We start from the raw sequence: 23808 nt of genomic DNA on the forward strand, positions 1-23808 counted from the left end.
AGGCCTGACGGCGTGACGGCGGCAATGGGCGCCGATATACGACGATTACGCCGCCAGCAGCTGGCGCAGCACGAAGGGCAATATCCCACCGTGCTTGTAGTAGTCGACCTCGATCGGCGTATCGATCCGCAACAGCAAGGTGACATCCTGCCTGCTGCCGTCGGGACGGTGGATGCTCAGCGTCACGTTCTGCATGGGTTTGATGCCATGCTCCAGCCCGGAGACGTCGAAGGTCTCCTTGCCCGTGATCTTCAGGCTCTCCACGCTCTCGCTGCCCTTGAACTGCAGGGGTAGCACGCCCATACCTACGAGATTGCTGCGATGGATGCGCTCGAAGCTGCGGGCGATCACCGCCTTCACGCCCAGCAGTTGCGTGCCCTTGGCGGCCCAGTCGCGCGATGAACCCGTGCCATACTCTTCGCCTCCGAACACGACGGTGGGCGTGCCCTGGGCGACGTACTTCATCGCCGCTTCGTAGATGGACATCTGTTCGCCGTTGGGCTGGAACAGCGTATCGCCGCCTTCGAAGCGGCTGCCGTCCGCCCTGGGCGGGATCATCAGGTTTTTGATGCGTACGTTGGCGAAGGTGCCGCGCATCATGATCTCGTGATTGCCGCGCCGCGAACCATAGCTGTTGAAGTCGGCCTTGAGCACGCCGTGTTCCGTCAGCCACTTGCCCGCAGGCGATGTTTCCTTGATGGAGCCGGCCGGCGAGATGTGGTCGGTGGTGATCGAGTCGCCGAAGATGCCCAGGGCGCGCGCGCCCTGCACCGTGGGCATCGCACCCGGCGTCATGCCGAAACCTTCGAAGAAAGGCGGCTCGGCGATATAGGTGGAAACGGGCCAATCGTAGGTTTCGCCCTTGACGCCTTTGATTTTTTCCCACAGTTTGCCCGGCTTGGTCTTGACCTGGCCGTAATTGTCGCGAAAGGCGTTGGGGTCCATGGCGAACTTGAGCAGGGCGTCGATTTCCTGCGTAGTGGGCCAGATATCGCCCAGCCAGACATCGCCCTTCTTGCCGCGGCCCACGGGTTCGGTCATCAGGTCCTTGATCACGGTGCCGGCGATGGCGTACGCCACCACCAGCGGCGGCGACGCCAGGAAGTTGGCCTTGATGTTCGGGTGGATGCGTGCTTCGAAATTGCGGTTGCCAGATAACACGGCCGCGCACACCAGGTCGTTGGACGTGATGGCTTCATTCAAGTCGGCCGTGAGGTCGCCGGCGTTGCCGATACAAGTGGTGCAGCCGTAGGCCGCCACGTCGAAGCCCAGCTTTTCCAGGTAGGGCAGCAGTCCCGTCTTGGTCAGGTAGTCGGTCACCACACGCGACCCCGGTGCAAGCGAAGTTTTGATGTGCTTGGACACCGTCAGGCCCGCTTCCACCGCCTTTTTGGCCAACAGGCCCGCTGCCAGCAGCACGCTCGGATTGGAGGTGTTGGTGCACGAAGTGATGGCGGCGATCAGGATATCGCCGTTCTTCACCTTGGTGCCGACGCTGGTGGTGAAAGTCTGGGCCAGCTTGTCGGCCGGCTGGTTAAAGCCGTTCTCGGCAGTGGGCTTGGAATACAGCGCGGTGAAAGTCTTCTTCAGGTCGCCGATCTCGATGCGGTCCTGCGGGCGCTTGGGGCCGGCGAGCGAGGGCGCGACGGTAGCCAGGTCCAGCGTGAGCAGCTTGGTATAGCCGATGTCCTTGCCCTTGGGTACGCCGAACATCTTTTGGGCCTTGAAATACGCCTCGAAGGCGGCGATCTCGTCCTCGGTGCGGCCTGTGCCCTTGAAATAGTCGATGGTGCGCTCGTCGACCGGAAAAAAGCCCATGGTGGCGCCATACTCAGGCGCCATATTGCCGATGGTGGCGCGATCGGTCACGGACAGGCTGGCCGTGCCCTCGCCGCAGAACTCGACGAACTTGCCCACTACCTTTTCCTTGCGCAGCATTTCGGTAATGGTCAGCACCAGGTCGGTGGCGGTGACGCCGCCGCGCAGCTTGCCCTTGAGTTCCACGCCCACGACATCCGGAGTGAGCAAGTACACCGGCTGCCCCAGCATGCCAGCCTCGGCCTCGATACCGCCCACGCCCCAGCCCACTACGCCGATGCCGTTGATCATGGTGGTGTGACTGTCGGTGCCCACCAGCGAATCGGGGTAATAGACTCCGTCCTGGGTGTGGTGCACGCCGCGCGCAAGGTATTCCAGATTGACCTGGTGCACGATGCCGAATCCCGGGGGCACCACGCCGAACGTGTCGAAGGCCTGCATGCCCCATTTCATGAACTGGTAGCGCTCCTGGTTGCGCTGGAATTCCAGCTTCATGTTCAGGTCGAGCGCATTCTTGGTGCCGTAGTAGTCGATCATCACCGAGTGGTCGACCACCAGGTCCACAGGCACCAGCGGTTCGATGAGTTTAGGGCTCTTGCCCATTTTTTCGGCCACCGAGCGCATGGCGGCGATGTCGGCCAGCAGCGGCACGCCGGTGAAATCCTGCAGGACCACGCGGGCTACGACGAAGGGGATTTCGTCCTCGCGCTTGGCGTTGGGTCTCCAGCCGGCCAGTTGGCGAACATGTTCCTCGGAAACCTTCTTGCCGTCGCAATTGCGCAGCACCGACTCGAGCACAATGCGGATCGACAGTGGAAGCTTCTGCACATCCACGCCCAGGGCCTTGCCCAGGGCTGGCAGCGAAAAGTACTGAGCGGTCTTCTTACCTATCTTGAATGTCTTGAGCGTGTTCAGCGTGTTTTGCGGCATGATGGCTCCTTGCCAGGGGGTGGGTTCGATGGGCGTGGCTCATTTTCCGGCGTTTTTCGTCGCTTGGCTAGAACGGTCTGAACGGACCGGCCTCAAGGGCAGTACCGGTACTGCGCCGCGAAGCGGCTGGCGCGCGCCTGGACGATGCGGGCCACCCGCATCAGCCAGGCCTTGCGCTTGTAGCTGCCTCGGCGATAACCCGTCCAACCTTCGTGATAGCTCAGGTACTGGTCATAGGCGTCGTTGAAGGGCACGCCGGTCAAGCGCCGGGTCTTGGTCATGTACCAGCCCATGAAATCCATGGAGTCGGTAAAGTCGTCCCTGCTGACGAACCAGGCGCCAGTCTCGCGCTTATAGTCGGCCCAGGTGTTGTCCTCGGCCTGCGCGTAGCCATAGGCCGATGTTACGCGGCCCCAGGGGATGATGCCCAGGAAGTAATAGCGCGGCGGTCGTGCCTGAGCGCGGAAGGTGGACTCTTGGTACAGGATGGCGAAGGGTACCGGCACCGGAATGCCCCATTTGTCGTGGGCCTTGATGGCGGCTTCATGCCAGGCGGGTTTTTCGCGCAAGATCGCGCAGAGATTATCGAGGTCGCGTGGGCGCGATGTGTCGGTGGCGCAGCCGCCCAGCAGCAGCAGCGGCACCAGGAACAACAACAGACCTCGCATATCGCTTTTCCCTTCCTTAGGGGATCGGATGACGCGGGCATTTTATGCGCGCCTTGCTAAATGTGATTAATTGCGACAAGTTTGAAATATCGCTACGTATTCAGGCCGAAGGCGGAACGAATCCTTGCGCTTCCACGCTGCCGTCTTCGAACAGGAATTTTTCCATCTGCTGCTGCAGATACTTGCGCGCGCGCGTGTCCGCCAGGTTGAGCCGGTTTTCGTTGACCAGACGCGTCTGGACCTGCTTCCACTCTTCCCAGGCTTCTTTCGAGATTTCGCGCCAGATGCGTGCGCCCAGCTCGCCCGGGTAGGGCGGGAAGTCCAGCCCTTCGGCCTCGCGCTTGAGTTTCACACAGTTGATCGTACGGGCCATGATGTGTCGCCATTGAATATTGTTGAGAGAGACGGAGACGATTTTAGCCTGCCCGGAAAGCGCAAAACCCTGCACGGGGCAGGGCTTTGCGGCATTGGGGCGCGATCGCCTCAGATCTTCTTGATGAAGATCATGCTGTTGCGCGAGCGGTTGTAGTGCTGCTGCTTGGCATGCGGCAGATCCGAAATGCCGCCTTGCACGAAGCCGCGCTTGATGAACCAGTGCGAAGTGCGCGTGGTGAGTACGAAGATGCGCTTCATGCCGACCGCGCGAGCGCGGCTCTCCATGTGGCGCAGCAGTATTTCGCCTTCGCCCGTGCCTTGCCATTCGGGGTTGACGATCAGGCAGGCCATCTCGGCCATCAGCTCGTCCTTATAGGGATAAAGTGCCGCGCAGCCGTAGATCACACCGTCGTGCTCGAGCACGGTGAAGCATTCCACGTCGCGCTCGATCACGCTGCGTGGGCGCGGCACCAGCGTGCCATCGGCTTCCAGCGGCTCGATCAGGCTGAGAATGGCGCCCACATCGTCGATAGTGGCCGGGCGCAGATCGTCCAGCGTGTCCTCGACCACCATGGTGCCCACGCCGTCGTGGGTGAAGATTTCCAGCAGCACGCTGCCGTCCTGGCCGTAGGGCACCAGGTGGGCGCGGGCCACGCCGCGTTTGACCGCGAGCGAAGCGTGTTTTAGATAGAAAGCGGTTTCCTCCTCCAGCTCGCCGCGGTCGAGCAGGGCATCGGCGTCGGCGCGGGCCAACTCAGTGTCGACCGAGCCGTCCTCGTCGAGCACGCCGGGCGAATCGGTCAGGAAAATGAGCTTTTCCGCGCGCAGCGAGACGGCCACGCTGGTGGCCAGGTCCGCCATGGCCAGATTGAAAGCGTCTCCCGTGGGGGAAAAGCCCAGCGGCGAGAGCAGCACTACTGCCGAGCCGCGCTCGATGGCAAACTTGATCGATTCGGTGTCGATCTTGCGCACCAGGCCCGTATGCAGATAGTCGACGCCGTCGATCACGCCGGCCGGGCGGGCCGTGACGAAGTTGCCCGACACCACGCGGATGTGCGAGCCCGACATGGGCGTATTCGGTAGGCCCTGGCTGAAGGCGGCTTCGATATCCAGGCGGATTTCGCCGGAGGCTTCCTTGGCGCACTCCAGTGCCGCGGCGCCGGTTGGCTCCAGGCCGCGGCTGAACTGCAGGTCATAGCCTTTGAGGCGCAGCTGTTCGTTGACCTGCGGCAGCGAGCCATGCACCAGCACCAGGCGTATGCCCAGCGCCGACAGCAGGGAAAGATCCTGCACCAGCACGCTCAGGGCGCCGTCGCGCACCAGTTCGCCGCCGAATGCCACCACGAAGGTCTTGCCGCGGAAGGCATGGACATAAGGCGCGACTTCGCGGAACCATCGGACAAACTGAGCTGGGGAGGATTCAGCGGCTTCCAGGGCGGAGTAGGTGTCGGGTTCCTGATCGGTGGGCATGGTGCGCGGGCGCGGGCGGACAGGTGGAAAAGGGCGGGCCTGAGGCCCGCCGCCGGCGCCGCGGTCGCGGCGTTGCGCGCAATTATAGGACCGCGCGGCCGTGTCAAAGACCGCAGCGCCACGAGGCGAAACCTATAATGTCGCGCAATACGCACAATACCCTCCCCATGTCCGAAGTTCCACGTCCGTCCGTGCGTTCGCCGCGCCGCGCCCAGGAGCCGCGCTCCGAACGCCCCATTCCCGCGATCACCTATCCCGAAGACCTGCCCGTCAGTGGTCGGCGCGAAGAGATCGCGCGCGCCGTCGCGGCGAACCAGGTGGTGATCGTCTGCGGCGAAACCGGCTCGGGCAAGACCACGCAGTTGCCCAAGATCTGCCTGGAACTGGGCCGTGGCCGGCGCCACATGATCGGCCATACCCAGCCGCGCCGCCTGGCCGCGACGTCCGTGGCCAAGCGCATCGCCCAGGAACTGAACACGCCCTTGGGCGAGGTGGTCGGCTACCAGGTGCGCTTTAACGACAGCACCGGCCCGACAGCGTCGATCAAACTGATGACCGACGGCATCCTGCTGGCCGAGTCGCAACGCGACCCGCTGCTCAAACGCTACGACACGCTCATCATCGACGAGGCGCACGAGCGCAGCCTGAACATCGATTTCCTGCTCGGATATCTGAAGCAGCTGCTGCCGCGCAGGCCGGATCTGAAGCTCATCATCACCTCGGCCACTATCGACGCCGAGCGCTTCGCCTCGCACTTTGCCGCCGAATCCGGAAAGCCCGCGCCGGTGATCGAAGTGTCGGGCCGGCTGTATCCGGTGGAGTTGCGCTACCGGCCGGTGCAGCAGCCCTTGTCCGACGACGAGGCTGCGGCGCCGCGACGCAAGGGCTCCAGCAATGAGCGCCTGTCCGGCGACGAAGAGCGCGACCTGATCGATGCCATCGTCGACGCCGTGGACGAATGCGCGCGTCACGGTCCGGGCGACGTGTTGGTGTTTTTGCCTGGCGAACGTGAGATCCGCGAGTCGGCCGAGGCGCTGCGCAAGCATCATCCCGCGGGCACCGAGATCCTGCCGCTTTACGCCCGCCTGTCGCAGGCCGAGCAGGAGCAGATATTTCATCCCAGGGGCAATTCGCGGCGCGTGGTGCTCTCGACCAACGTGGCCGAAACCTCGCTCACCGTGCCGGGCATCCGCTTTGTGATCGACAGCGGTCTGGCCCGCATCAAACGCTACTCCTGGCGCAACAAAGTCGAACAGTTGCGCATCGAGTCCATCAGCCGCGCCTCGGCCAATCAGCGCGCTGGCCGGTGCGGCCGCCTGGGGCCGGGCGTTTGCATCCGTCTGTATGACGAAACCGACTTCAATGCCCGAGCAGCGTTTACCGATCCGGAGGTGCTGCGTTCTTCGTTGGCCTCGGTGATCCTGCGCATGAAGTCGCTGGGGCTGGACGAAATCGAGCGCTTTCCCTTCGTGGAGGCGCCGCCGGGGCGCGCGGTGGCCGACGGCTATCACCTGCTGCTGGAACTGGGTGCGATTGCGCTCGCCGCGCCGTCCCAAGGGCCCAATCCCCCTCGGGGGGGCGGCACTTCTCTGGCGCGGGCCGATGACGACGACTCAGGCGACAGCACGCGCACTGGCGCAGCCTACGCGTTGACGCATATCGGTCGCGAGCTGGCCAAGCTGCCGGTGGACCCGCGCATAGGCCGCATGGTGCTGGCCGCGCGCGAACAGCAGTGCCTGGCCGAGATGCTCGTCATCGCCTCGGCCCTGTCGGTGCAGGATCCGCGTGACCGTCCCATGGCCCAGCGCGAAGCCGCCGAAGCCGCGCACGCCAAATTCAACGACGACAAGTCCGAGTTCGTCGGTTTTCTCAAGCTGTGGCGCTGGTACGGTGAGCAGGTCAAGCACAAACAGTCGCAGCGCAAGCTGGTGGGCGAGCTGCGGCAGAGCTTGCTGTCGCCCATCCGGCTGCGGGAATGGCACGACGTGCACACGCAGTTGGCCGCACTGGTGGGTGAGCAGGGCTGGCGCGTGAACACGGTCGAGGCCACTTACGAACAACTGCACTTGGCGCTGCTTTCCGGTCTCTTGGGCAACATCGGTTTCAAGAGCGACGAAGGGGGGCATTACCAAGGCGCGCGCGAAATCCGCTTTCACATTCATCCCGGCTCAAACCTGCAAAAGAAGGCCGGAAAATGGATCATGGCCGCCGAGCTGGTCGAGACCACGCGCCTGTACGCGCGCTGCGTGGCCCGCATCGACCCCACGTGGATCGAGCGCGTGGGCGGCCATCTGCTGCGCCGCAACTTGTCCGACCCGCGCTGGGAAAAAAAAGCCGGCCAGGTCGTGGCCAATGAACGCGCCACTTTGTACGGCTTGCAGATCTATCACGGCCGGCGCGTGCACTACGGCCGCATCAACCCCGAGCATGCGCGCGAACTCTTTATCCGCGAGGCCCTGGTCCCGGGCGAGATCGACACCAAGCTGCCCTTCGTTGCGCACAATCGCAAGCTCATCGCCGGCATCGAAAAGCTCGAGCACCAGTCGCGCCGGCCCGACATTCTGGTCGACGACGAGCTCATCCACGCCTTCTACGATCAGCATCTGCCCGCAGGCATTTCGCAGACCACCGCGCTGGAAAAGTGGGTGCAGGGGCTGGACAAGACGGCTACCGACAAACTGCTGCTCACGCGCGAGGCGCTCATGCGCCATGAGGCGGCAGGCATCACCACCGAGGTTTTTCCCAAAAAGGTCGAGTGGCAGGGGGTGTCCATGGCGCTGGACTACCACTTCGAACCCGGCTCGACCAAGGACGGCGTGACGCTCTCGATACCTCTGTACGCGCTCAACCAGATCGATGCGCAGCGTTGCGATTGGCTGGTTCCCGGCATGCTCAAGGAAAAGGTGCATCTGCTGCTGAAGTCGCTGCCGCAGAAGCTGCGTCGCCATTGTGTGCCGCTTCCCGACTATGCCGCGGGTTTCTACGACCGCTGGTTCGAGAAATTGGGCGATCCGCGGGAGAGCCTGATCGATGCTGTCATTGCCGATATGTGGCGCCAGGTTCAGGTGCGTCCGGCCACGGGCGACTTCAAGCTCGAAACCCTGCCCGCACATCTATTCATGAATTTTCGCGTGATCGACGAACACGGCCGCATGCTGGCCGCAGGGCGCAACCTGGCCCAGCTCAAGGCCGAACTCGGGCGCCAGGCGCAGGCCAACTTCCAGCAGTTGGCCGCGCGCGATACCGAGGTGGCTCAGGCCCTGGCGCACGAAAAGCTGACATCCTGGTCCTTCGGCCCCTTGCCCGAGATCATGGAGATCAAGCGCGGCGGGCAATCGGTCATCGGCTATCCGGCCCTGGTGGACAAGGGGGCGCACAGCGACCTGGACGTCTACGACGATCCCGACGAGGCGCGCAGGCACCATCGCGCGGGCCTGCTCAAGCTGTTCCGGCTGGGCCTGCGAGATCAAGTGAAATTTCTGGAAAAAAACCTCGCCGATCTCACCAAGATGAGCATGCTCTATATGCCCCTGGGCACGCAGGAAGAGCTGCGCGACCAGATCATCGACTGCGCCCTGGGCCAGGCATGCCTGGCCGAACCCTGGCCCGCCAACGAACAGCAATTCGAGTCCCGCCGCAACGAAGGCAAGGGCAGGCTGGGCCTGCTGGCGCAGGAAGCGGCGCGCCTGGCCGGCAGCATATTGATCGAGTACGGCGCCCTGCAGCGCAAGCTGCCTCAGGCCAAGCCGCACCCGGCCGCGTATGCCGACCTGCAGCAGCAGCAGGGGGTACTGATGCCCAAGTGGTTCATACGCGACATGCCGCATGCCCAGCTGGCGCATTATCCGCGCTACCTGAAGGCTGCCGTTGCGCGCATCGACAAGCTGCGCGCGGACCCGGAGCGGGACGCCAAACTGATGGGAGAAATGGCGCCCTTATTGACGCAATATCAGCGCGCCCGCTCCGCCCTGAAGGGCGCGCCCGACCCGGCGCTGGACGAATTTCGCTGGCTGCTGCAAGAGCTGCGCGTGGCCTTGTTCGCGCAGGAGCTGCGCACGCCCATGCCGGTATCGGTCAAGCGGCTGATGAAGGCGTGGGAGGCGCTGCGGCGCTGAGGTCGAACCGCGAACGCCGTTTTCAATGCGGGCGATGATTGCGCAGAAGTTGTGCCAGGTCGTCCTCACGCATGCCCAGAATGTGCGCCACCGATCGAGTCACATCGGCGCTCAGTTCAGCCAGCGTCTTGGTCCGGGTTGGATTTTCCTGAACGGCTTGACTCATAAAATGCCAGACCATGGCGCGCGCTTTTGTCGCCTCCGCGGCTTGGTCGATCAGACTGTCCTTTGCGCAAGGAATATTCTTGCGGCCAAGCAAATTGCGCATACTCGCCATGATCGAGTTCCCGCCTTTTCCGATTTTGGGTGGAGTAAGTATTAAACCGGTTGGTTGATTGAATAAACTATATGGTTTACAAAAATCAGACCAATGCCTTGACACTTCGCCCATGCGATCCATGGACGAAAAGCAGGAGTTTGCTAAGCGCCTTAAGAAGGCGCTCAAGCTCGGCCCAAAGAAAATCGAGACGCCGTCCGAATTAGCTGCCCAGTTTGATTTGCTCGGCAAGCCTGTCACGGCGCAAGCGGCGCAGAAGTGGCTGGCGGGAACCGCCGCACCCACGCCCGATAAAATTTCCGCCTTGGCCAAGTGGTTGGATGTTTCCGAGAAATGGCTACGCTTTGGCATCACGGACGAAATCCGTCCGCAGCGTCGTCCCGCAGCCATGCGCGAGCCGCATCAGCCTTCGGCGGCCGAGTGGGCGTTCCTGGAACGCATGCGCCGCATGCCCGAGACGCGCCGCAAGCTGGTGGAAGACCTGGTGGAGCAGTTTTCCCTGGATACGGAGGTCTGGAAACGGCCTTGATACAAATACAAAAAATGCCCGCCAGTTTGAAATTGGCGGGTATTTTTTGTGCCGTCGAAAGTGACGGCAGGCTAGAGCTTGATGAAGGCCACGATGACCAGGAGAATGAGAAGATATTTCGTGGCTTTGTAGGCCGTGCGGTTCCAGGCCTTGAATGCCTTGCGCTTCTGCTCGAACAGCCAATGGTAGTGCGTCAGCTTGTTCACGAACCCGGTCTGGTCGTTGGCGTCGTTGGGCGAGCTGGCCGCCGACATGAACACTTTGCTGAACCAGTGGTTGAATGCATCGGCCCAGCGCCACTTCAGAGGCCGTTCGATGTCGCAGAACAAGATGATGCGGTTGCGCTGGGTGGTGTTGTGGGCCTCGTGGATATAGGTTTCGTCGAACACCACTGACTGGCCGTCGCGCCAGCTGTAGCGTTCGCCGTCGACCTCGATGTAGCAGCCGTCGTCGTTGGGCGTGGCCAGCCCCAGGTGATAGCGCAGCGAGCCCGAATACGGGTCGCGGTGCTTGTTCAACTGGCCCCCGGCAGGCAGCTCGGCGAACATGGCGGCTTTCACGCTGGGCAGGGCACTGAGAAGAGCCACCGTCTTGGGACAGAGCTGCTCGGCCGACGGGTGGCGCGCGTCATACCACTTCAGGTAGAAGCGCTTCCATCCGTATTTGAAGAACGAGTTGAAGCCGATGTCATTGTTCTTCTCGGCGGCCTTGATGTGGCGCAGTTCGGCCATCTGCAGCGCTTCGTCGCGGATGATCTCCCAGTTGTCTTCCAACGCCTTCAGTTCGGGAAATTCGCGGCTGGTCAGGTAAGGCGTGGTGGGTACGCGCGAGGCCAGCACCATGAAGGCATTGACCGGCGCCAAGATCACCGAGTAGTCGAGCAGCGCGCGCCCGAGCGGCATCCGCACGCGGCCGCGCAAATGGGCGTACAGGATGGAGACGATCCATAGGGCGGGGATGAACCATTTCATGGCATGAAGGGATACGGAATTTAACTTCTCGATTGTATAGGCATGGGGTCTTCGGTACGGTTTGCCTGGGTACAATCTCGCCTATGTCAGACGCCACCGACTCCCTTCCTCCCGCTTTCGTGCATCTACGCGTGCATTCCGAGTTTTCGGTCGTCGACGGCCTGATTCGTATCCCCGACCTGGTCAAACGCGTGGTCCGGCTGGGGCAGCCCGCGGTGGCGCTCACCGACCTGTCCAATCTCTTCGGCCTGATCAAGTTCTACAAGGCGGCGCGCGGCGCCGGGGTCAAGCCGGTAGCGGGCTGCGACGTCTGGCTCGAAAACGAGGACGATCCCGACAAGCCTTTCCGCGCTCTGCTGCTGGTGCGCAACCAGCGCGGCTATCTCAATCTGTGCGAACTGCTCACGCAGGCCTATCTGCAAAACCAGTCCAAGGGCCGGGCCGAGATCCGCCGTGAATGGCTCCAGGGCAATGAGGGCCTGATCGTACTGTCCGGCGGCCGTGCGGGCGATGTGGGCCACGCGCTGGACGCCGGCAACGCCGCCGCGGCCTTGTCCCTGGCCCGCCGATGGGGCGCGATGTTCCCCGGCGCTTATTACATCGAATTGCAGCGCTCCGGCCACGACGGCGACGAAGCCTATACGCAGGCCGCCATGCGCCTGGCAGCCCAGGCCGGCCTGCCAGTGGTCGCTACGCACCCGGTCGAGTTTCTCGCTCAGGAAGAATTCCAGGCCCACGAGGCGCGCGTCTGCATCGCCGAGGGCGAGGTGCTGGCCAACCCGCGCCGCGTGCGCCGCTTCACACAGGATCAATTCCTGCTCAGTTCCGAGGAGATGGCGCGGCGTTTCGCCGACGTGCCTTCGGCCCTGGCCAACACGATCGAGATCGCGCGCCGCTGCAATCTCACACTGACGCTGGGCAAGCCGCAACTGCCCATCTTTCCCACGCCCGAAGGCGTTTCGCTTGACGATTACCTGATCCAGTTGTCCGAGGAGGGCCTGCAAAAGCGCCTGGCCTTCCTCTTTCCCGACGAAGCCGAGCGGGCTGGCAAGCGCGAAATGTACTACGAGCGCCTGCGCTGGGAATGCAAGATCATCATCGACATGAAGTTCCCCGGATACTTCCTGATCGTGCAGGACTTCATCAACTGGGGTAAGCAGAACGGCGTGCCGGTAGGCCCTGGCCGAGGTTCGGGCGCGGGTTCGCTGGTGGCCTACGCGTTGGGCATCACCGACCTGGATCCGATACGCTATGACCTGCTGTTCGAGCGCTTCCTGAATCCGGAGCGGGTGTCCATGCCCGACTTTGACATCGACTTCTGCCAGGACAACCGCGAACGGGTCATCGACTACGTCAAATCCAAGTACGGCCGGGGCGCCGTCAGCCAGATCGCCACCTTCGGCACTCTGGGTGCCAAGGCCGTGGTGCGCGACACCGGCCGGGTACTGGACATGTCCTATACCTTTTGCGACGGTCTTTCCAAGCTCATCCCCTTCAATCCGGCCGACCCCTGGACGCTGGAACGCGCGCTCAAGGACGAACCTGCGTTCAAGGAACGCTACGAGCAGGAGGAAGAGGTGCGCGGACTGGTCGACCTGGCCCGTCCGCTCGAAGGCCTGACGCGCAATATCGGCATGCACGCAGGCGGCGTGCTGATCGCGCCGGGCAAGCTCACCGACTTCTGCCCGCTTTACTGTCAACCAGGCCAGGAGCACAGCGCCGTCTCGCAGTTCGACAAGGACGACGTCGAAGCCGCTGGCCTGGTCAAGTTCGACTTTCTGGGACTGCGCAACCTCACCATCCTGGACTGGGCGGTGCGTTATGTGCGCCAGTTCAACGAGAGCCAGCGCGACTTCGACATCATGGCGCTGGCGCTGGACGATCCGGCCGCCTACAAGGTGCTGTGCGACGCCAACACCACCGCGGTATTCCAGTTGGAAGGCCGTGGCATGAAGGAGTTGCTCAAGAAGCTCAAGCCCAACACCTTCGAAGACATCATCGCCGTGCTGGCCTTATACCGTCCGGGTCCGCTCGAATCGGGCATGGTCGATGACTTTGTCAACCGCAAGCACGGCCGCGCCGAGGTGGATTACTTCCACCCGGACCTGGAGAGCACCCTCAAAAGCACCTACGGGGTCATCGTCTACCAGGAACAGGTGATGCTGATCTCGCAGATTGTCGGCGGCTATTCGCTGGGCGGCGCCGACCTGCTGCGCCGGGCCATGGGCAAGAAAAAGCCCGAGGAAATGGCCAAGGAGCGCGTCAAGTTCGAAGCGGGCGCCAAGAACAAGGGCCACGATCCCAACCTGGCGGTCAAGCTCTTTGATCTGATGGAGAAATTCGCTGGCTACGGCTTCAACAAGTCGCACTCGGCAGCCTATGCGCTCATTGCCTACCAGACTGCCTGGCTCAAGGCCTATCATCCTGCCGAGTTCATGGCCGCCACGCTGTCCTCCGACATGGACGACACTGACAAGGTGCAGATCTTCGTGCGCGATGCGCAGGCCAATGGTGTCCAAGTGCTGCCTCCGGACATCAACGCGTCGGGCTACCGCTTCGAGCCGGTGCATGACGCGCAGAACAAGCTTGGCAAGCCGCCGCGCACCATGCGCTACGGCCTGGGCGCCGTCAAGGGCACGGGGCAGGGGGCGGTCGAGGAAATTGTGCGCTCACGCAAGCAAGATGGGCCTTTCTCCAGTCTGGCCGATTTCTGCCGCCGCATCGACAAGCATACGGTCAACCGCCGCACGATCGAAGCCCTGATCCGTGCTGGCGCCTTCGATTCCATCGAGTCCAACCGCGCCGCGTTGCTGGCATCGGTGGGCACGGCAATGGAGGCGGCCGAGCAGGCCGCGCGCAGCGCCAACCAGGTTTCGCTCTTTGGCGACGACAGTGGCGACGTGGTGGCCGAAGAACTTTCCAAGGTGCTCCCCTGGGACTTGCGCGCCAAACTTACGGAGGAAAAGGCGGCACTGGGCTATTACTTCAGCGGCCACCTCTTCGACCATTGGCGCGACGAGGTGCGCCGCATCGTGCCCATGCCACTGGCTCGCATCGAACCGCAGCGCGAACTTCAATGGATGTGCGGGGTGCTCGCCGCCGTGCGCGTCATGATGACCCGCCGAGGCAAAATGGTGTTCGCCACGCTGGACGACGGCTCTGCCCAGGTCGAAATCTCCATCTTCAACGAACTCTACGAGAAGCACCGCAACCGCCTGAACGTGGACCAACTGCTGGTCATCCGCGGCAAGATCAGCAACGACGACTATTCCGGCGGCATGCGCATCGTGGCCGACGAACTCTACGACCTTCAATTGGCGCGCGAAGCGCGCGCGCGCGCCTTGCGGGTGCGCCTGAACGGCCAGGCCGATGCGGTCAAGCTGCGCCTGATGCTCAATCCTTTCCGCGCCGAACCCGAGAACGGCATACCCGGCGTGCCAGTGGACATCGTCTATCGCAGCAAGGCAGGCTTCGAATGCACCATGCGCCTGAGCGAAGACTGGCGCGTGCGCATGGCCGACACTTTGCTGGAAAATCTGGCGGACTGGACCAAGCCGGACGGCATCGAGGTGACATATTGATCCAGGCAGGGCAAGCAGGCCGCATGCCTGCATAGGCCTGCATCGAACTTTCTGCGCCCGGGTTGCCCCTATTTGCTGGGCATGAGAAGCAATGAAAGAGAAGTCGCTATGTCTTTGAGATGGGTCATCCTGGTTGCGTTGCTGCAGCTCATGCAGGCATATTTTTTCATGCGGGTCGTTTTTCTGCCGCCGGCTTGATCAATGGCGGCGCGCCGGGCTAGTTTCAGATCGGTATTCTTGATCTTTCAATGCCTGCGCTTCCAGCGGCGTGCCTCGCCAGCGCAGGCATCATGTTTTATCTTTCCAGGAGTGGCGCTGGCTCGTCGTCGTAGTGGTTCGGTCATTGGCCGGCGGCCATGCCTCTGTATTTTGGCTATGCCGTCAGCCTGTACGGCGGGGCATAGCGGGCATGCCGTCCATGGTGCTTACGGAGATGTGATTTTTTCGACATGGCCAAGCCAGCGTAGAGCTTGTTCCCGGCTATCTCCGCACATTTCCGCGCTGGGCATCAGAGAGCCGCATACGGCCGGCCGTTCAGGCTGTCCGAAGATTTTGCATCGATAGTCCTCGTCCAACTGGGCGCACTTCACCCCGGCCGGCTTGCCCGAGGGCATGCCGGGTATCGGACTTGAAATCGACGGCGCGATGCAACACGCGCCACAGCCTGGACGGCAGGTCATGCCGCCTGCGGCGACCGTCATACCCAACCCCGCCACCAGTACACCAGCAGCCCGGCGTATTCCTTGATGATAGAGCGGCTGGCCTCGAAGGCGCGGGCGTTAGGCAGCCAGGGCGAGACCGAGCCGTCCGCAGGCAAGGAGATCTGCGACGGGGTCGGCACGGCGGTGGCGTTCACACCCTGTTTGGCGAAGGCCGCCATGGCGCGCGGCATATGCAGCGCCGAAGTCACAAGCAGCACGTTGTGGATGTCATGCAGTTCGAGCTTGTCTTCGGTGAGCAGGGCATTTTCATGCGTCGTGCGGCTGCTGTTTTCAAGTATCAGCGCATTTTCGGGGATGCCGTTCTGGCGCACGCGGTAGGCCATGGACTTGGCATCGCTCACGTCCCCGGCCAGGGCCCCGCCCGACAATACGATCTTGGGCGCGCGGCCCGCCTCATATAGGTCAATGGCCATGTCCAGCCGCGTCATCGCGGTATCTTTGTCAAGCGGCATGAACCAGTTGCTGCGGCCATGGCCGGTATTGCCGCCCAGCACCACGATGGCCTGCGCTTTGGGGGCTTCGGTGGGCAAGATGTGAGGGTAGCGCTGTTCCAATTCCCCGCCCAGCCAGATGGATGTGATGGGCAGGGACCACGCCAGTACCCAGGCCAGCCCGAGGATCGCGGCGAAATTGCCCGCGCGGCGCAATCTGAGCAAGCGCAGCACCGCGCCCAGCAGCAGCAACACAATACACAGATCCAGCGGAATGATCAGGTTGGCCAGCAAACTTGATATTTCCATGCCACTAATTTTAACTTTCGGTCAACAGGGCGTCGACCTGCGCCCGGACTGCATCCATTTCAGGCCATGCCAGATCCGAGCCCAGTCCGCGGGCGCGGGGCGACCACGGACCGGTGCGGCCGGCCTGCGTCACGCCGAACAGGGTCAACTGGCGCGCGCCCACGGCAGCGGCAATGTGCGAGACCCCTGAGTCGTTGCAGACCACCAGGCGTGCGCGCGCGGCCAGGGCCGCGTAAGCACCCAGGCCGAGCGGAGGGAGCAGCGTGGCCGTCGGCGCATTGGTCCGTGCCTGATCGACCTCGGCGGGGGGCGGGCACATGGCCACGATATGCCCGGCGGCCTGCAGCACGCGCGTCAGCGCATCGAAATGCGGCCAGACCTTGGCGCGGCCGTGGTGCAGGCCGACCGCCGTGGGGGCGATCAGCAGATAGGGTCGGTCTTGCAGCGCGTGCGCGCGCAGCAAAGCCTGCGCCGTCTCGATGTGGGCACCGGTCAGCGGCAGCGCCAGCCTGGGACCGGGTTCCTGCTCGGCGACGGGCAGACCCCAGTGTCCTAATGCGACGCGCGCCAGGTAGTGCCAGACTTGCACGGTATGCAGGGCCGGGGCGGGTTTGGCGATGGGCCAGCGCAGCAGCAGGCTGCGTCCTTCGTCGCGAAAACCGGCGCAAGCCAGTCCGGCGAGCCGGAAAGCCAGGGCGCTGGAGAGCGAGTCCGGTATTAGCAGGCCGCGCGCGTCGCGTCCCTCCCGCCCCAGCGCGCGGCGCGAAGCCGCCACCGTAGCCCGGTCCTCGCGCACCCGGCCGCGCAAGGCCACAAAATCATGCTCTGGCAGCCCGGCAAGCAGGTCGCGGGCCCAAGGGCGGGCGCATAGCGTCAGGCGCAGCCCCGCCTTCTGCAGCAGATGCAGGGCAGGCAGGCTCATGCAGACATCGCCCACCCAATTGGGCAGACGGACGTAGAGACGGGATATTGCGGGCATGGTTGCCATTGTATGCAAGGGTCGGACGGTACAATCGCGGCTTTGGCAACATACCCGGAGAGACCGCACTTTGACCTCTGATTCAAGTCATGCGCCTGCAGGCGCGCAACCCGTGCAACGAACGATTTGGAAGCGGATATACAGCCGCGTCGGTTCCCAATGGAAAGCGTTGGTGCTCGCTGTGGTGACTATGGCGGGCGCGGCGGCCACCCAGCCCACGCTCGCCATCATCATGAAGCCCCTGCTCGACGGCGGCTTCTCCGGAGCCAAGCCCTCCTATGTCTGGAGTCTGCCCCTGGCCGTGATCTGTCTGGTGCTGCTGCGCGGCCTGTGCACCTTCTGCAGCGGCTATCTGCTGGCCTGGACGGCCAACAATGTGCTGCGTGACCTGCGCCGCGACATGTTCGATCGCCTGCTGCGCCTGCCCGACCATGACTTCAAGCGCGGCGACACCGGGCTGCTGCTCAACCGCTTTACTGTCGAAACCACCATCGTCGTCAGTTCGGCCACCGAGGTCATCACGGCCATCGTGCGGGAAGGTCTCACGGTGATCGCGCTGATCTGCGTGCTGCTCTACATGTCGTGGCCGCTGACGCTGATCATCCTGATCATGCTGCCGATCTCCGTGTTGATCGCTCAGGCCTTCATCCGGCGCTTGCGCCGGATCAGCCGAGAAACCGTCGCCACCAACGCCGAGCTGACGCGCGTGGTCAACGAAGGCATCGAAGGCCAGCGTGTCGTCAAGCTGTTCGACGGTTTTGACATGGAGACTGGCCGCTTCGCCAAGATCAACGCGCGCCTGCGCCGCTTCAATATGCGGGCGGCCATCGCCGATGCGGCGCTGTCGCCGATTGCCCAGATGTGCATTGCCGTCTCGGTTGCCGCCATCATCGCTGTCGCGCTGGGCCAGGCCAACCACGGCATGCTCACGGTTGGCGGCTTCGCCTCGTTCATGGCGGCTTTGGCGCAGATATTCGACCCGGTGCGGCGCCTGAGCCGCATCGCTTCCAAGACCCAGCGCATGCTGGTGGCCGCCGAGAACGTCTTCGAACTCATAGACCAACCGATAGAGAACGATGCCGGCCCGCAGGTCCTGCATCAGCCCGTGCGCGGCCGGATCGAATTTCGCGGCGTCACGCAGCGCTTTCCCGATGCCGAGCGCGACACTCTCAGCCAGATTTCCTTCGTCATCGAGCCGGGCCAGACGGTCGCGCTGGTGGGGCGTTCTGGCAGCGGCAAGACCACGCTGGCTAATATGCTGCCGCGTTTCGTGCTGCCGGACTCCGGCGAGATCCTGATCGACGGTCAGCCGATTTCCAGTCTTACGTTGCGCGACTTGCGCTCGCATCTTTCCCTGGTTAGTCAGGAAGTGGTGTTGTTCGACGACAGCATTGCCGCCAATGTGAGGTACGGCGTCATGGGACAGGCCGACGAAACCCAGGTGCGTCAAGCCCTGGCGGCGGCCAACCTGACCGAATTCGTGGACAGTCTGCCACAGGGCATCTATTCCCCGGTGGGCGAAAAAGGCTCTCGCCTGTCGGGCGGTCAGCGCCAGCGCCTGGCCATTGCGCGGGCACTCATTAAGAACGCCCCCATTCTCATTCTGGACGAGGCCACCTCGGCGCTGGACAACGAATCCGAGCGCCAGGTGCAAATCTCGCTCGAGCGCCTGATGCAGGGCCGCTCCACCCTGGTCATCGCACACCGCCTGTCCACGGTGCAAAACGCCCACCGCATCATCGTTCTGGACGGTGGACGCATTCTCGAACAGGGTACGCACGCCGAGCTGCTTGCTCTCGGTGGGGTCTACGCGTCCCTCTACAACATGCAATTTCGCGAGAGCTGAGGCGCTTGCGTCCACGGGACAGGTCCTAGCCTTGCATTAAGGTCGTCCCCCATTTCGGAGCGATCGCTGTATCTCAGCATCGTCCCGCAGGTTCTGCTTGCGGCTTTTAAAAGCATGACTATTTGCCTGCCTGGCCGATTGCGCTTTTTGATACAGTTGGTTGAATTAATTAACGAAATCCGGGCAATCACGCCGGACGCCAGGCAGGGGGTGCCAAGGGCATGGTCGAACTGCTCAATCATTTTTTCATCACGTCCGATGGCGGCGTTTCCCTGATCGCGGGTTCCTATCGTTGGGGCCTGGTGCTGCTTTCCCTGTTCGTAGCCATGTTTTCCTCGACCATGGCCATGTACACCGTCAACCTTGCGCGCAACGCCGAGCGCGGCATGCCGCGGCAGATCGCGCGAGGCATAGGCGCGATCTCGCTGGGTGGTGGCATCTGGACGATGCATTTCATCGGCATGATGGCCTTCGAGCTGTGTTCGCCGGTCAGCTACAGCAGTACGGTGACGCTGCTCTCCAGCATTCCCGGATTGGCCTCCGCCTGGCTGGCGATGTGGATACTTTCGCGGCGCGATCCCGGACAGGCGCAGATCATTGTGGCCGGCACTTTGGTGGGCGTGGGCATCGGTGCCATGCACTACAGCGGCATGCAGGCCATGCAGTTTTCCGGCGTTCTGCGCTATGACCCCTACGGTTTCGGCCTGTCCATCGTGGTGGCCGTGGCCCTGGCCATTTTCTCTCTGTGGCTGCGTTATGGCCTGTCGCGCTATGCCGGCATGCTCAGCGCGTCGACCCGCCTGGTCATCAGCGGCTGCGTCCTGGGCCTGGCCATTTCATGCATGCACTACGTCGCCATGAGGGCGGCGCGCTTCGTGGGCGACACTCAGACGGCGGACAACCTCATCACGATCAACACAACATTTCTCGCGTTCGCGCTTTCCACGTTCACTGTCACTGTCACCGTACTGGTCGCCGCGCTTACCAGCCTCATGAGCACACGCACGCTGAATCGCAAGCTGGAAGACGGGGAAGCGCGGCTGCGTTCCATCATCGAAACAGCGGTCGACGGCATCATCACGATCGACTGCCGCGGCCTGGTCCAGAGCTTCAGTCCATCGGCCGAACGCCTATTCGGCTGGAAGTCCGCAGAGGTCGTCGGCCGTAACATCAATATGCTGATGCCCGAGCCGGACAAGTCACGTCACGACGGCTATCTTGACAATTATCTGCGCTCGGGCGATCCCAAGGTCATCGGCACCGGCCGCGAGATCATGGGCCGGCGCAAGGACGGCAGCCTCATGCCCATGCGCCTGGCCGTCGGTAGGGTGAACCTGCCGGACGGGCTGATATTCGTCGGCTTTGTGTCGGACATCACCGAGCGGCACAAGCTGGAAGCATCGCTGCGCGAGACCGCCGAGCGCGCCGAGCGTGCCGCTGCGGCCAAAGGGACATTTCTGGCCAATATGAGCCATGAAATCCGCACTCCGATGAACTCCATTATCGGCTTCACCGAACTGCTGCTAAAGGGGCAGGACTTGACCGAGACGCAGCGCAGCCACCTGAGCATCGTCAGGAATTCCTCGCGTTCGCTGCTGGTCCTGCTCAACGACATCCTCGACACCACCCGTCTGGAAAAGGGCGGCGTATCGCTTGAATCCATCGATTTCTCGTTCAAGGAACTTGTCTTGCAGGTCGACAAATCCCTGCGTCTGGCCGCGCAGAAAAAGAACCTGGAATTCATCGTCGATTACCCCGAGGACATGCCCGAGTATTTCCAGGGGGATCCGCTGCGCATACAGCAGGTGCTGACCAATCTCCTGGGCAATGCCATCAAGTTCACCGAGCGTGGCCATGTCCGGATGGTCATGTCCTACGAGGATGGCATGGTGCATGCCCGAGTCAGCGACTCGGGCATCGGCATGTCGCCGGAACACGTGGCCAAGGTTTTTTCGCCGTTCACGCAGGCCGATGCCTCGATCAGCCGGCGCTTCGGCGGCACCGGGCTGGGCACCACGATTGCTTTGCAACTGATCGAATTGATGAAAGGCGCCATCGACGTCGAAAGCACGCTGGGCGTGGGCAGCGTTTTTCATGCGCGCCTGCCGTTGCGCGTGGGCAGCAGGCCCCTGGCGGGAAAAGTTGATATATCACGCTTCATGCTTCCGTCCCTGAACATTCTGGTCGCCGACGACGTCCCGCAGAATCTCAAGCTCGCTACACTCATGCTTGAAGAGGTCGGCCACCGAGTCACGACGGCGGCCAACGGTGCGCAGGCCGTCGATCGGTTCAAGGAGGGATACTTCGATCTGGTGCTGATGGACGTGCACATGCCCCAGGTCAATGGACTGGATGCGGCTCGCCGCATCCGCAGCTTCGAGAGTGAGATGCCCAGCCGCTCGTCGGTGCCCATCATCGCGCTGACCGCCAGCGTCATGGCCGAGGACCAGCGCACGGCGCGCGCGGCCGGCATGGACGGATTTGCCGTCAAGCCCCTGGATTCGAGCCAGCTCATGACCGAAATTCTTCGGGTAATGCGCCGCGGCAGACACGCATCGGTCGCGGCGGCGCAACCCGGACCCGGCCCGTCGTCGGTCCTGATCAACTGGAAGGCCGGGGCTGCGCTATGGGGTAGCGAATCGCGCTTGGCCGATGCTATCAGTCGTTTCCTGGACGACGTGCGCGAGCGCTATCCGCTGCCCGATGCCGCCCAGACCGACGTCGATTGGAATATCGTGCAGTACAACCTGCACAGCATCCGCGGCGCGGCGGGCAACCTGGCCATGTCCATGGTCCATGATCTTGCGGCCAGACTTGAAAACATGGTGCGCGACGGCAAGGCAGAAGAAGCGCGCTTGCGATTCGCCGAACTGCAGGAACTGCTGATCGCGGTTGCGCGCGAATTGCTCGGCCATGCGTTGCCGTTCGTCTCCGAAACTCAGGCCAGACCCGAATTGGCGCCGGCCGAATTCCTACAGGCGCTGCAAAGCCTGCTGGAGTGTCTGGATCGCAGCGAGCTGCCCGATGACATCGCGCAGACCGTGTGCGATACGTTGGAAAAGAACGACCCGGTCTATGCCAAGGTGTTAAAGGCCGCCATTGATTCTTTCGAATTTTCGAAGGCTCAGACCTTGCTGCGGCAGATCATCGCCCACAATACAGCCAATACGCAGGCCTGAAACAGGACTCTCCAGAGTATGAGTGAGTCTCGCAATGCCGGGCTGCGGGTGGGCGACTAGCCTGCCAAGCTGCAAGTACTGCGCCATACTCTGCAAAGCGAGCAGGTCCTCTTTTTTGCCAAGGACGGCGAGCGCGCTATCGACATTCCCGTCATCTTTATCACCGCTCCCAGCGATGCCGCCGACGGGCAGAAGGGCCTGGGTCTGGGAGCAATCGACGACATCGACAAACCCTTCAAACTCGGAATCGTCATGGCGCGCGTACGCACATATCTTGCGCTGGTCCAGGCCGAAGCCCTGCGCGCCGGCCCAATGCCCCTCTTCTCCAGACTTACTGTGCGATACCGGACAGATAACCCTTGCTGGCAGGATCAAAGTACAGCAGAGCCGCAATGCAGCGCGGCGCCATACAGCCATTTCATGACACCGATAGGGAGAGTCCAACCATGCTTGGAACCATACTCATCATTGTTCTATTGCTTGTGCTGATCGGAGCCATACCCAGTTGGCCGCATAGCCGATCGTGGGGTTATATGCCCAGCGGTATGGTTGGCGTACTGCTTGTGGTTGTCATCGTGTTGATACTGGTCGGGAGAATCTGAGGCGACTTGCCGCAAGACATCAGCCAGTTTTATCCAAGGAGCAAGCGCATGAACAAAGACCAAGTAAAGGGCCGCATTGACCAGGCCAAAGGCAAGGTTAGGGAAGCGGCTGGCAAAGTCACCGGCAGCACCTTGACGCAAACAAAAGGCAAAGCGGAACAAGTCGCCGGGAAAACGCAGGCGTCTTTTGGCGATGCTAAAGAGCAAGCGAAAAAGCGCGGCTAATAAGCACGATAGCCGCATCGGCCTTCGACGCCTCGCATCACGCTGGACGCATTGGAGGCCCTGTCAGGACCTCTACGCGTACTGCGTGTACGGATGTGATCTGGGTTGACGCCGGCGCTTGCCCCGGCGCCATGAAGGATATTCTGGTCCAGCGGGCACAGCAGCGTTCAGCCAAGCCGATCGGTGCGCATTGTGGCCCATACGCCGGATGGCTTGCTGTGCGCGTGCAAGGTATTCGTCCCAGGGGTATTGGCAAGCCGCGCTGATTTCCGGCCGAAAATGCCAGGACAATCAACTCAGAACAATATCGTATTGTTCTTGTGAATAACCGGCTTCCACTTCCAGCGATACCTGCTTGCCGACGAAGTCGCCCAGCATCGCCAAGTGCTGGCTTTCCTCTTCCAGGAAGAGATCGACCACTTCCTGCGAGGCCAGGATGCGGAACTCCTTGGGATTGAACTGCCTGCTTTCGCGCAGGATCTCGCGAAGGATCTCATAGCAGATCGTGCGCGCGGTGCGCACATTGCCTCGCGCCTGGCACATGGGGCAGGGTTCGCACAACTGGTGGGCCAGCGAGTCGCGGGTGCGCTTGCGGGTCATCTCCACCAGGCCCAGTTGGGTAAAGCCGTTTACCGTCATCCTGGTGCGGTCGCGCGACAGGGCTTTCTTCAGTTCCGCCAGCACGGTGTCCCGATGGCCGGCGTCTTCCATGTCGATGAAATCCAGAATGACGATGCCTCCCAGATTGCGCAGCCGCAGTTGCCGCGCGATTGCCTGCGCC

The 23808-nt window shown here is 62.5% G+C and carries 18 protein-coding genes (1 of these 18 only partly in view); 7 read left to right on the top strand and 11 right to left on the bottom strand.

Features of this window, described 5'->3' with window-relative positions; translation table 11 throughout:
* Positions 1-45 precede the first annotated feature (45 nt).
* The 4 genes from acnA to argA all read right to left on the bottom strand — a co-directional run bounded on the left by acnA (position 46) and on the right by argA (position 5261).
* Complete coding sequence (acnA, locus tag H143_RS0111895; RefSeq protein WP_019938469.1) at positions 46-2748, bottom strand: aconitate hydratase AcnA; 2703 nt, start codon at positions 2746-2748, stop codon at positions 46-48.
* A gap of 92 nt (positions 2749-2840) precedes the next feature.
* Entirely contained in the window at positions 2841-3416 is a 576-nt protein-coding gene (locus H143_RS0111900) for a hypothetical protein (RefSeq protein WP_019938470.1), read from the bottom strand.
* A gap of 100 nt (positions 3417-3516) precedes the next feature.
* A complete protein-coding gene (locus H143_RS0111905) occupies positions 3517-3789 on the bottom strand; it encodes an oxidative damage protection protein (protein WP_019938471.1) in 273 nt (90 codons plus the stop codon).
* Between the two features lie 110 nt (positions 3790-3899).
* Positions 3900-5261 carry an amino-acid N-acetyltransferase gene (argA, locus tag H143_RS0111910; protein WP_019938472.1) on the bottom strand — a complete coding sequence of 454 codons (1362 nt, stop codon included), beginning with the start codon at positions 5259-5261 and terminating at the stop codon, positions 3900-3902.
* 167 nt (positions 5262-5428) lie between these two features.
* Between argA and hrpA the strand changes: the two genes are divergently transcribed.
* Positions 5429-9376: an ATP-dependent RNA helicase HrpA gene (gene hrpA, locus H143_RS0111915; protein ID WP_026349982.1), complete on the top strand. Its 3948-nt coding sequence runs from the start codon at positions 5429-5431 to the stop codon at positions 9374-9376.
* Positions 9377-9398: 22 nt separating this feature from the next.
* Here hrpA and H143_RS0111920 read toward each other — a convergent pair whose 3' ends face one another.
* Entirely contained in the window at positions 9399-9653 is a 255-nt protein-coding gene (locus H143_RS0111920; protein ID WP_196801302.1) for a hypothetical protein, read from the bottom strand.
* A 112-nt stretch (positions 9654-9765) separates the two neighbouring features.
* Between H143_RS0111920 and H143_RS0111925 the strand changes: the two genes are divergently transcribed.
* The gene (locus H143_RS0111925) at positions 9766-10182 is read left to right on the top strand and encodes a transcriptional regulator (RefSeq protein WP_026349983.1); all 417 of its coding nucleotides are present in this window, start codon (positions 9766-9768) and stop codon (positions 10180-10182) included.
* Positions 10183-10253: 71 nt separating this feature from the next.
* Here H143_RS0111925 and lpxO read toward each other — a convergent pair whose 3' ends face one another.
* The gene (gene lpxO, locus H143_RS0111930) at positions 10254-11153 is read right to left on the bottom strand and encodes a lipid A hydroxylase LpxO (RefSeq protein ID WP_019938476.1); all 900 of its coding nucleotides are present in this window, start codon (positions 11151-11153) and stop codon (positions 10254-10256) included.
* Between the two features lie 83 nt (positions 11154-11236).
* On the opposite strand from lpxO, the gene dnaE reads away from it, so the two are divergent.
* On the top strand, positions 11237-14734 hold the full coding sequence (dnaE, locus tag H143_RS0111935; protein ID WP_019938477.1) for a DNA polymerase III subunit alpha: 3498 nt from the start codon (positions 11237-11239) through the stop codon (positions 14732-14734).
* 425 nt (positions 14735-15159) lie between these two features.
* On the opposite strand, the gene H143_RS22080 is transcribed toward dnaE, so the two are convergent.
* The 3 genes from H143_RS22080 to H143_RS0111950 are packed head-to-tail and all read right to left on the bottom strand — an operon-like array spanning position 15160 to position 17175.
* A complete protein-coding gene (locus tag H143_RS22080; RefSeq protein ID WP_081627130.1) occupies positions 15160-15414 on the bottom strand; it encodes a YkgJ family cysteine cluster protein in 255 nt (84 codons plus the stop codon).
* Positions 15415-15431: 17 nt separating this feature from the next.
* The gene (locus H143_RS0111945; RefSeq protein WP_026349984.1) at positions 15432-16196 is read right to left on the bottom strand and encodes a YdcF family protein; all 765 of its coding nucleotides are present in this window, start codon (positions 16194-16196) and stop codon (positions 15432-15434) included.
* Between the two features lie 10 nt (positions 16197-16206).
* Positions 16207-17175 (bottom strand): glycosyltransferase family 9 protein, encoded by a 969-nt coding sequence (locus H143_RS0111950; protein ID WP_026349985.1) that lies wholly within the window; start codon positions 17173-17175, stop codon positions 16207-16209.
* On the opposite strand from H143_RS0111950, the gene msbA reads away from it, so the two are divergent.
* Positions 17174-19021 (top strand): lipid A export permease/ATP-binding protein MsbA, encoded by a 1848-nt coding sequence (gene msbA / locus H143_RS0111955; protein WP_081627043.1) that lies wholly within the window; start codon positions 17174-17176, stop codon positions 19019-19021. The genes H143_RS0111950 and msbA overlap by 2 nt on opposite strands.
* Positions 19022-19242: 221 nt before the next feature.
* Positions 19243-22200, top strand: a complete 2958-nt coding sequence (locus H143_RS22085; protein WP_019938482.1) for an MHYT domain-containing protein — start codon at positions 19243-19245, stop codon at positions 22198-22200.
* Here H143_RS22085 and H143_RS22475 read toward each other — a convergent pair.
* Positions 22108-22617: a hypothetical protein gene (locus H143_RS22475; RefSeq protein ID WP_155803382.1), complete on the bottom strand. Its 510-nt coding sequence runs from the start codon at positions 22615-22617 to the stop codon at positions 22108-22110. The two genes, H143_RS22085 and H143_RS22475, sit on opposite strands and share 93 nt — an antisense overlap.
* A gap of 29 nt (positions 22618-22646) precedes the next feature.
* On the opposite strand from H143_RS22475, the gene H143_RS20585 reads away from it, so the two are divergent.
* A complete protein-coding gene (locus tag H143_RS20585; RefSeq protein WP_033366508.1) occupies positions 22647-22802 on the top strand; it encodes a DUF3309 family protein in 156 nt (51 codons plus the stop codon).
* Between the two features lie 48 nt (positions 22803-22850).
* The gene (locus tag H143_RS0111970; RefSeq protein WP_019938484.1) at positions 22851-23027 is read left to right on the top strand and encodes a CsbD family protein; all 177 of its coding nucleotides are present in this window, start codon (positions 22851-22853) and stop codon (positions 23025-23027) included.
* Positions 23028-23318: 291 nt separating this feature from the next.
* On the opposite strand, the gene rng is transcribed toward H143_RS0111970, so the two are convergent.
* Positions 23319-23808: the 3' portion of a ribonuclease G gene (gene rng / locus H143_RS0111975; RefSeq protein ID WP_019938485.1), read on the bottom strand. 974 nt of this gene lie beyond the right edge of the window; only the last 490 of its 1464 coding nucleotides appear in the window; the start codon falls outside the window, past its right edge — the gene reads right to left on this strand; it ends in the stop codon at positions 23319-23321.

The sequence above is a fragment of the Bordetella sp. FB-8 genome, assembly GCF_000382185.1.
In the GTDB taxonomy this organism is placed as follows: domain Bacteria; phylum Pseudomonadota; class Gammaproteobacteria; order Burkholderiales; family Burkholderiaceae_B; genus Bordetella.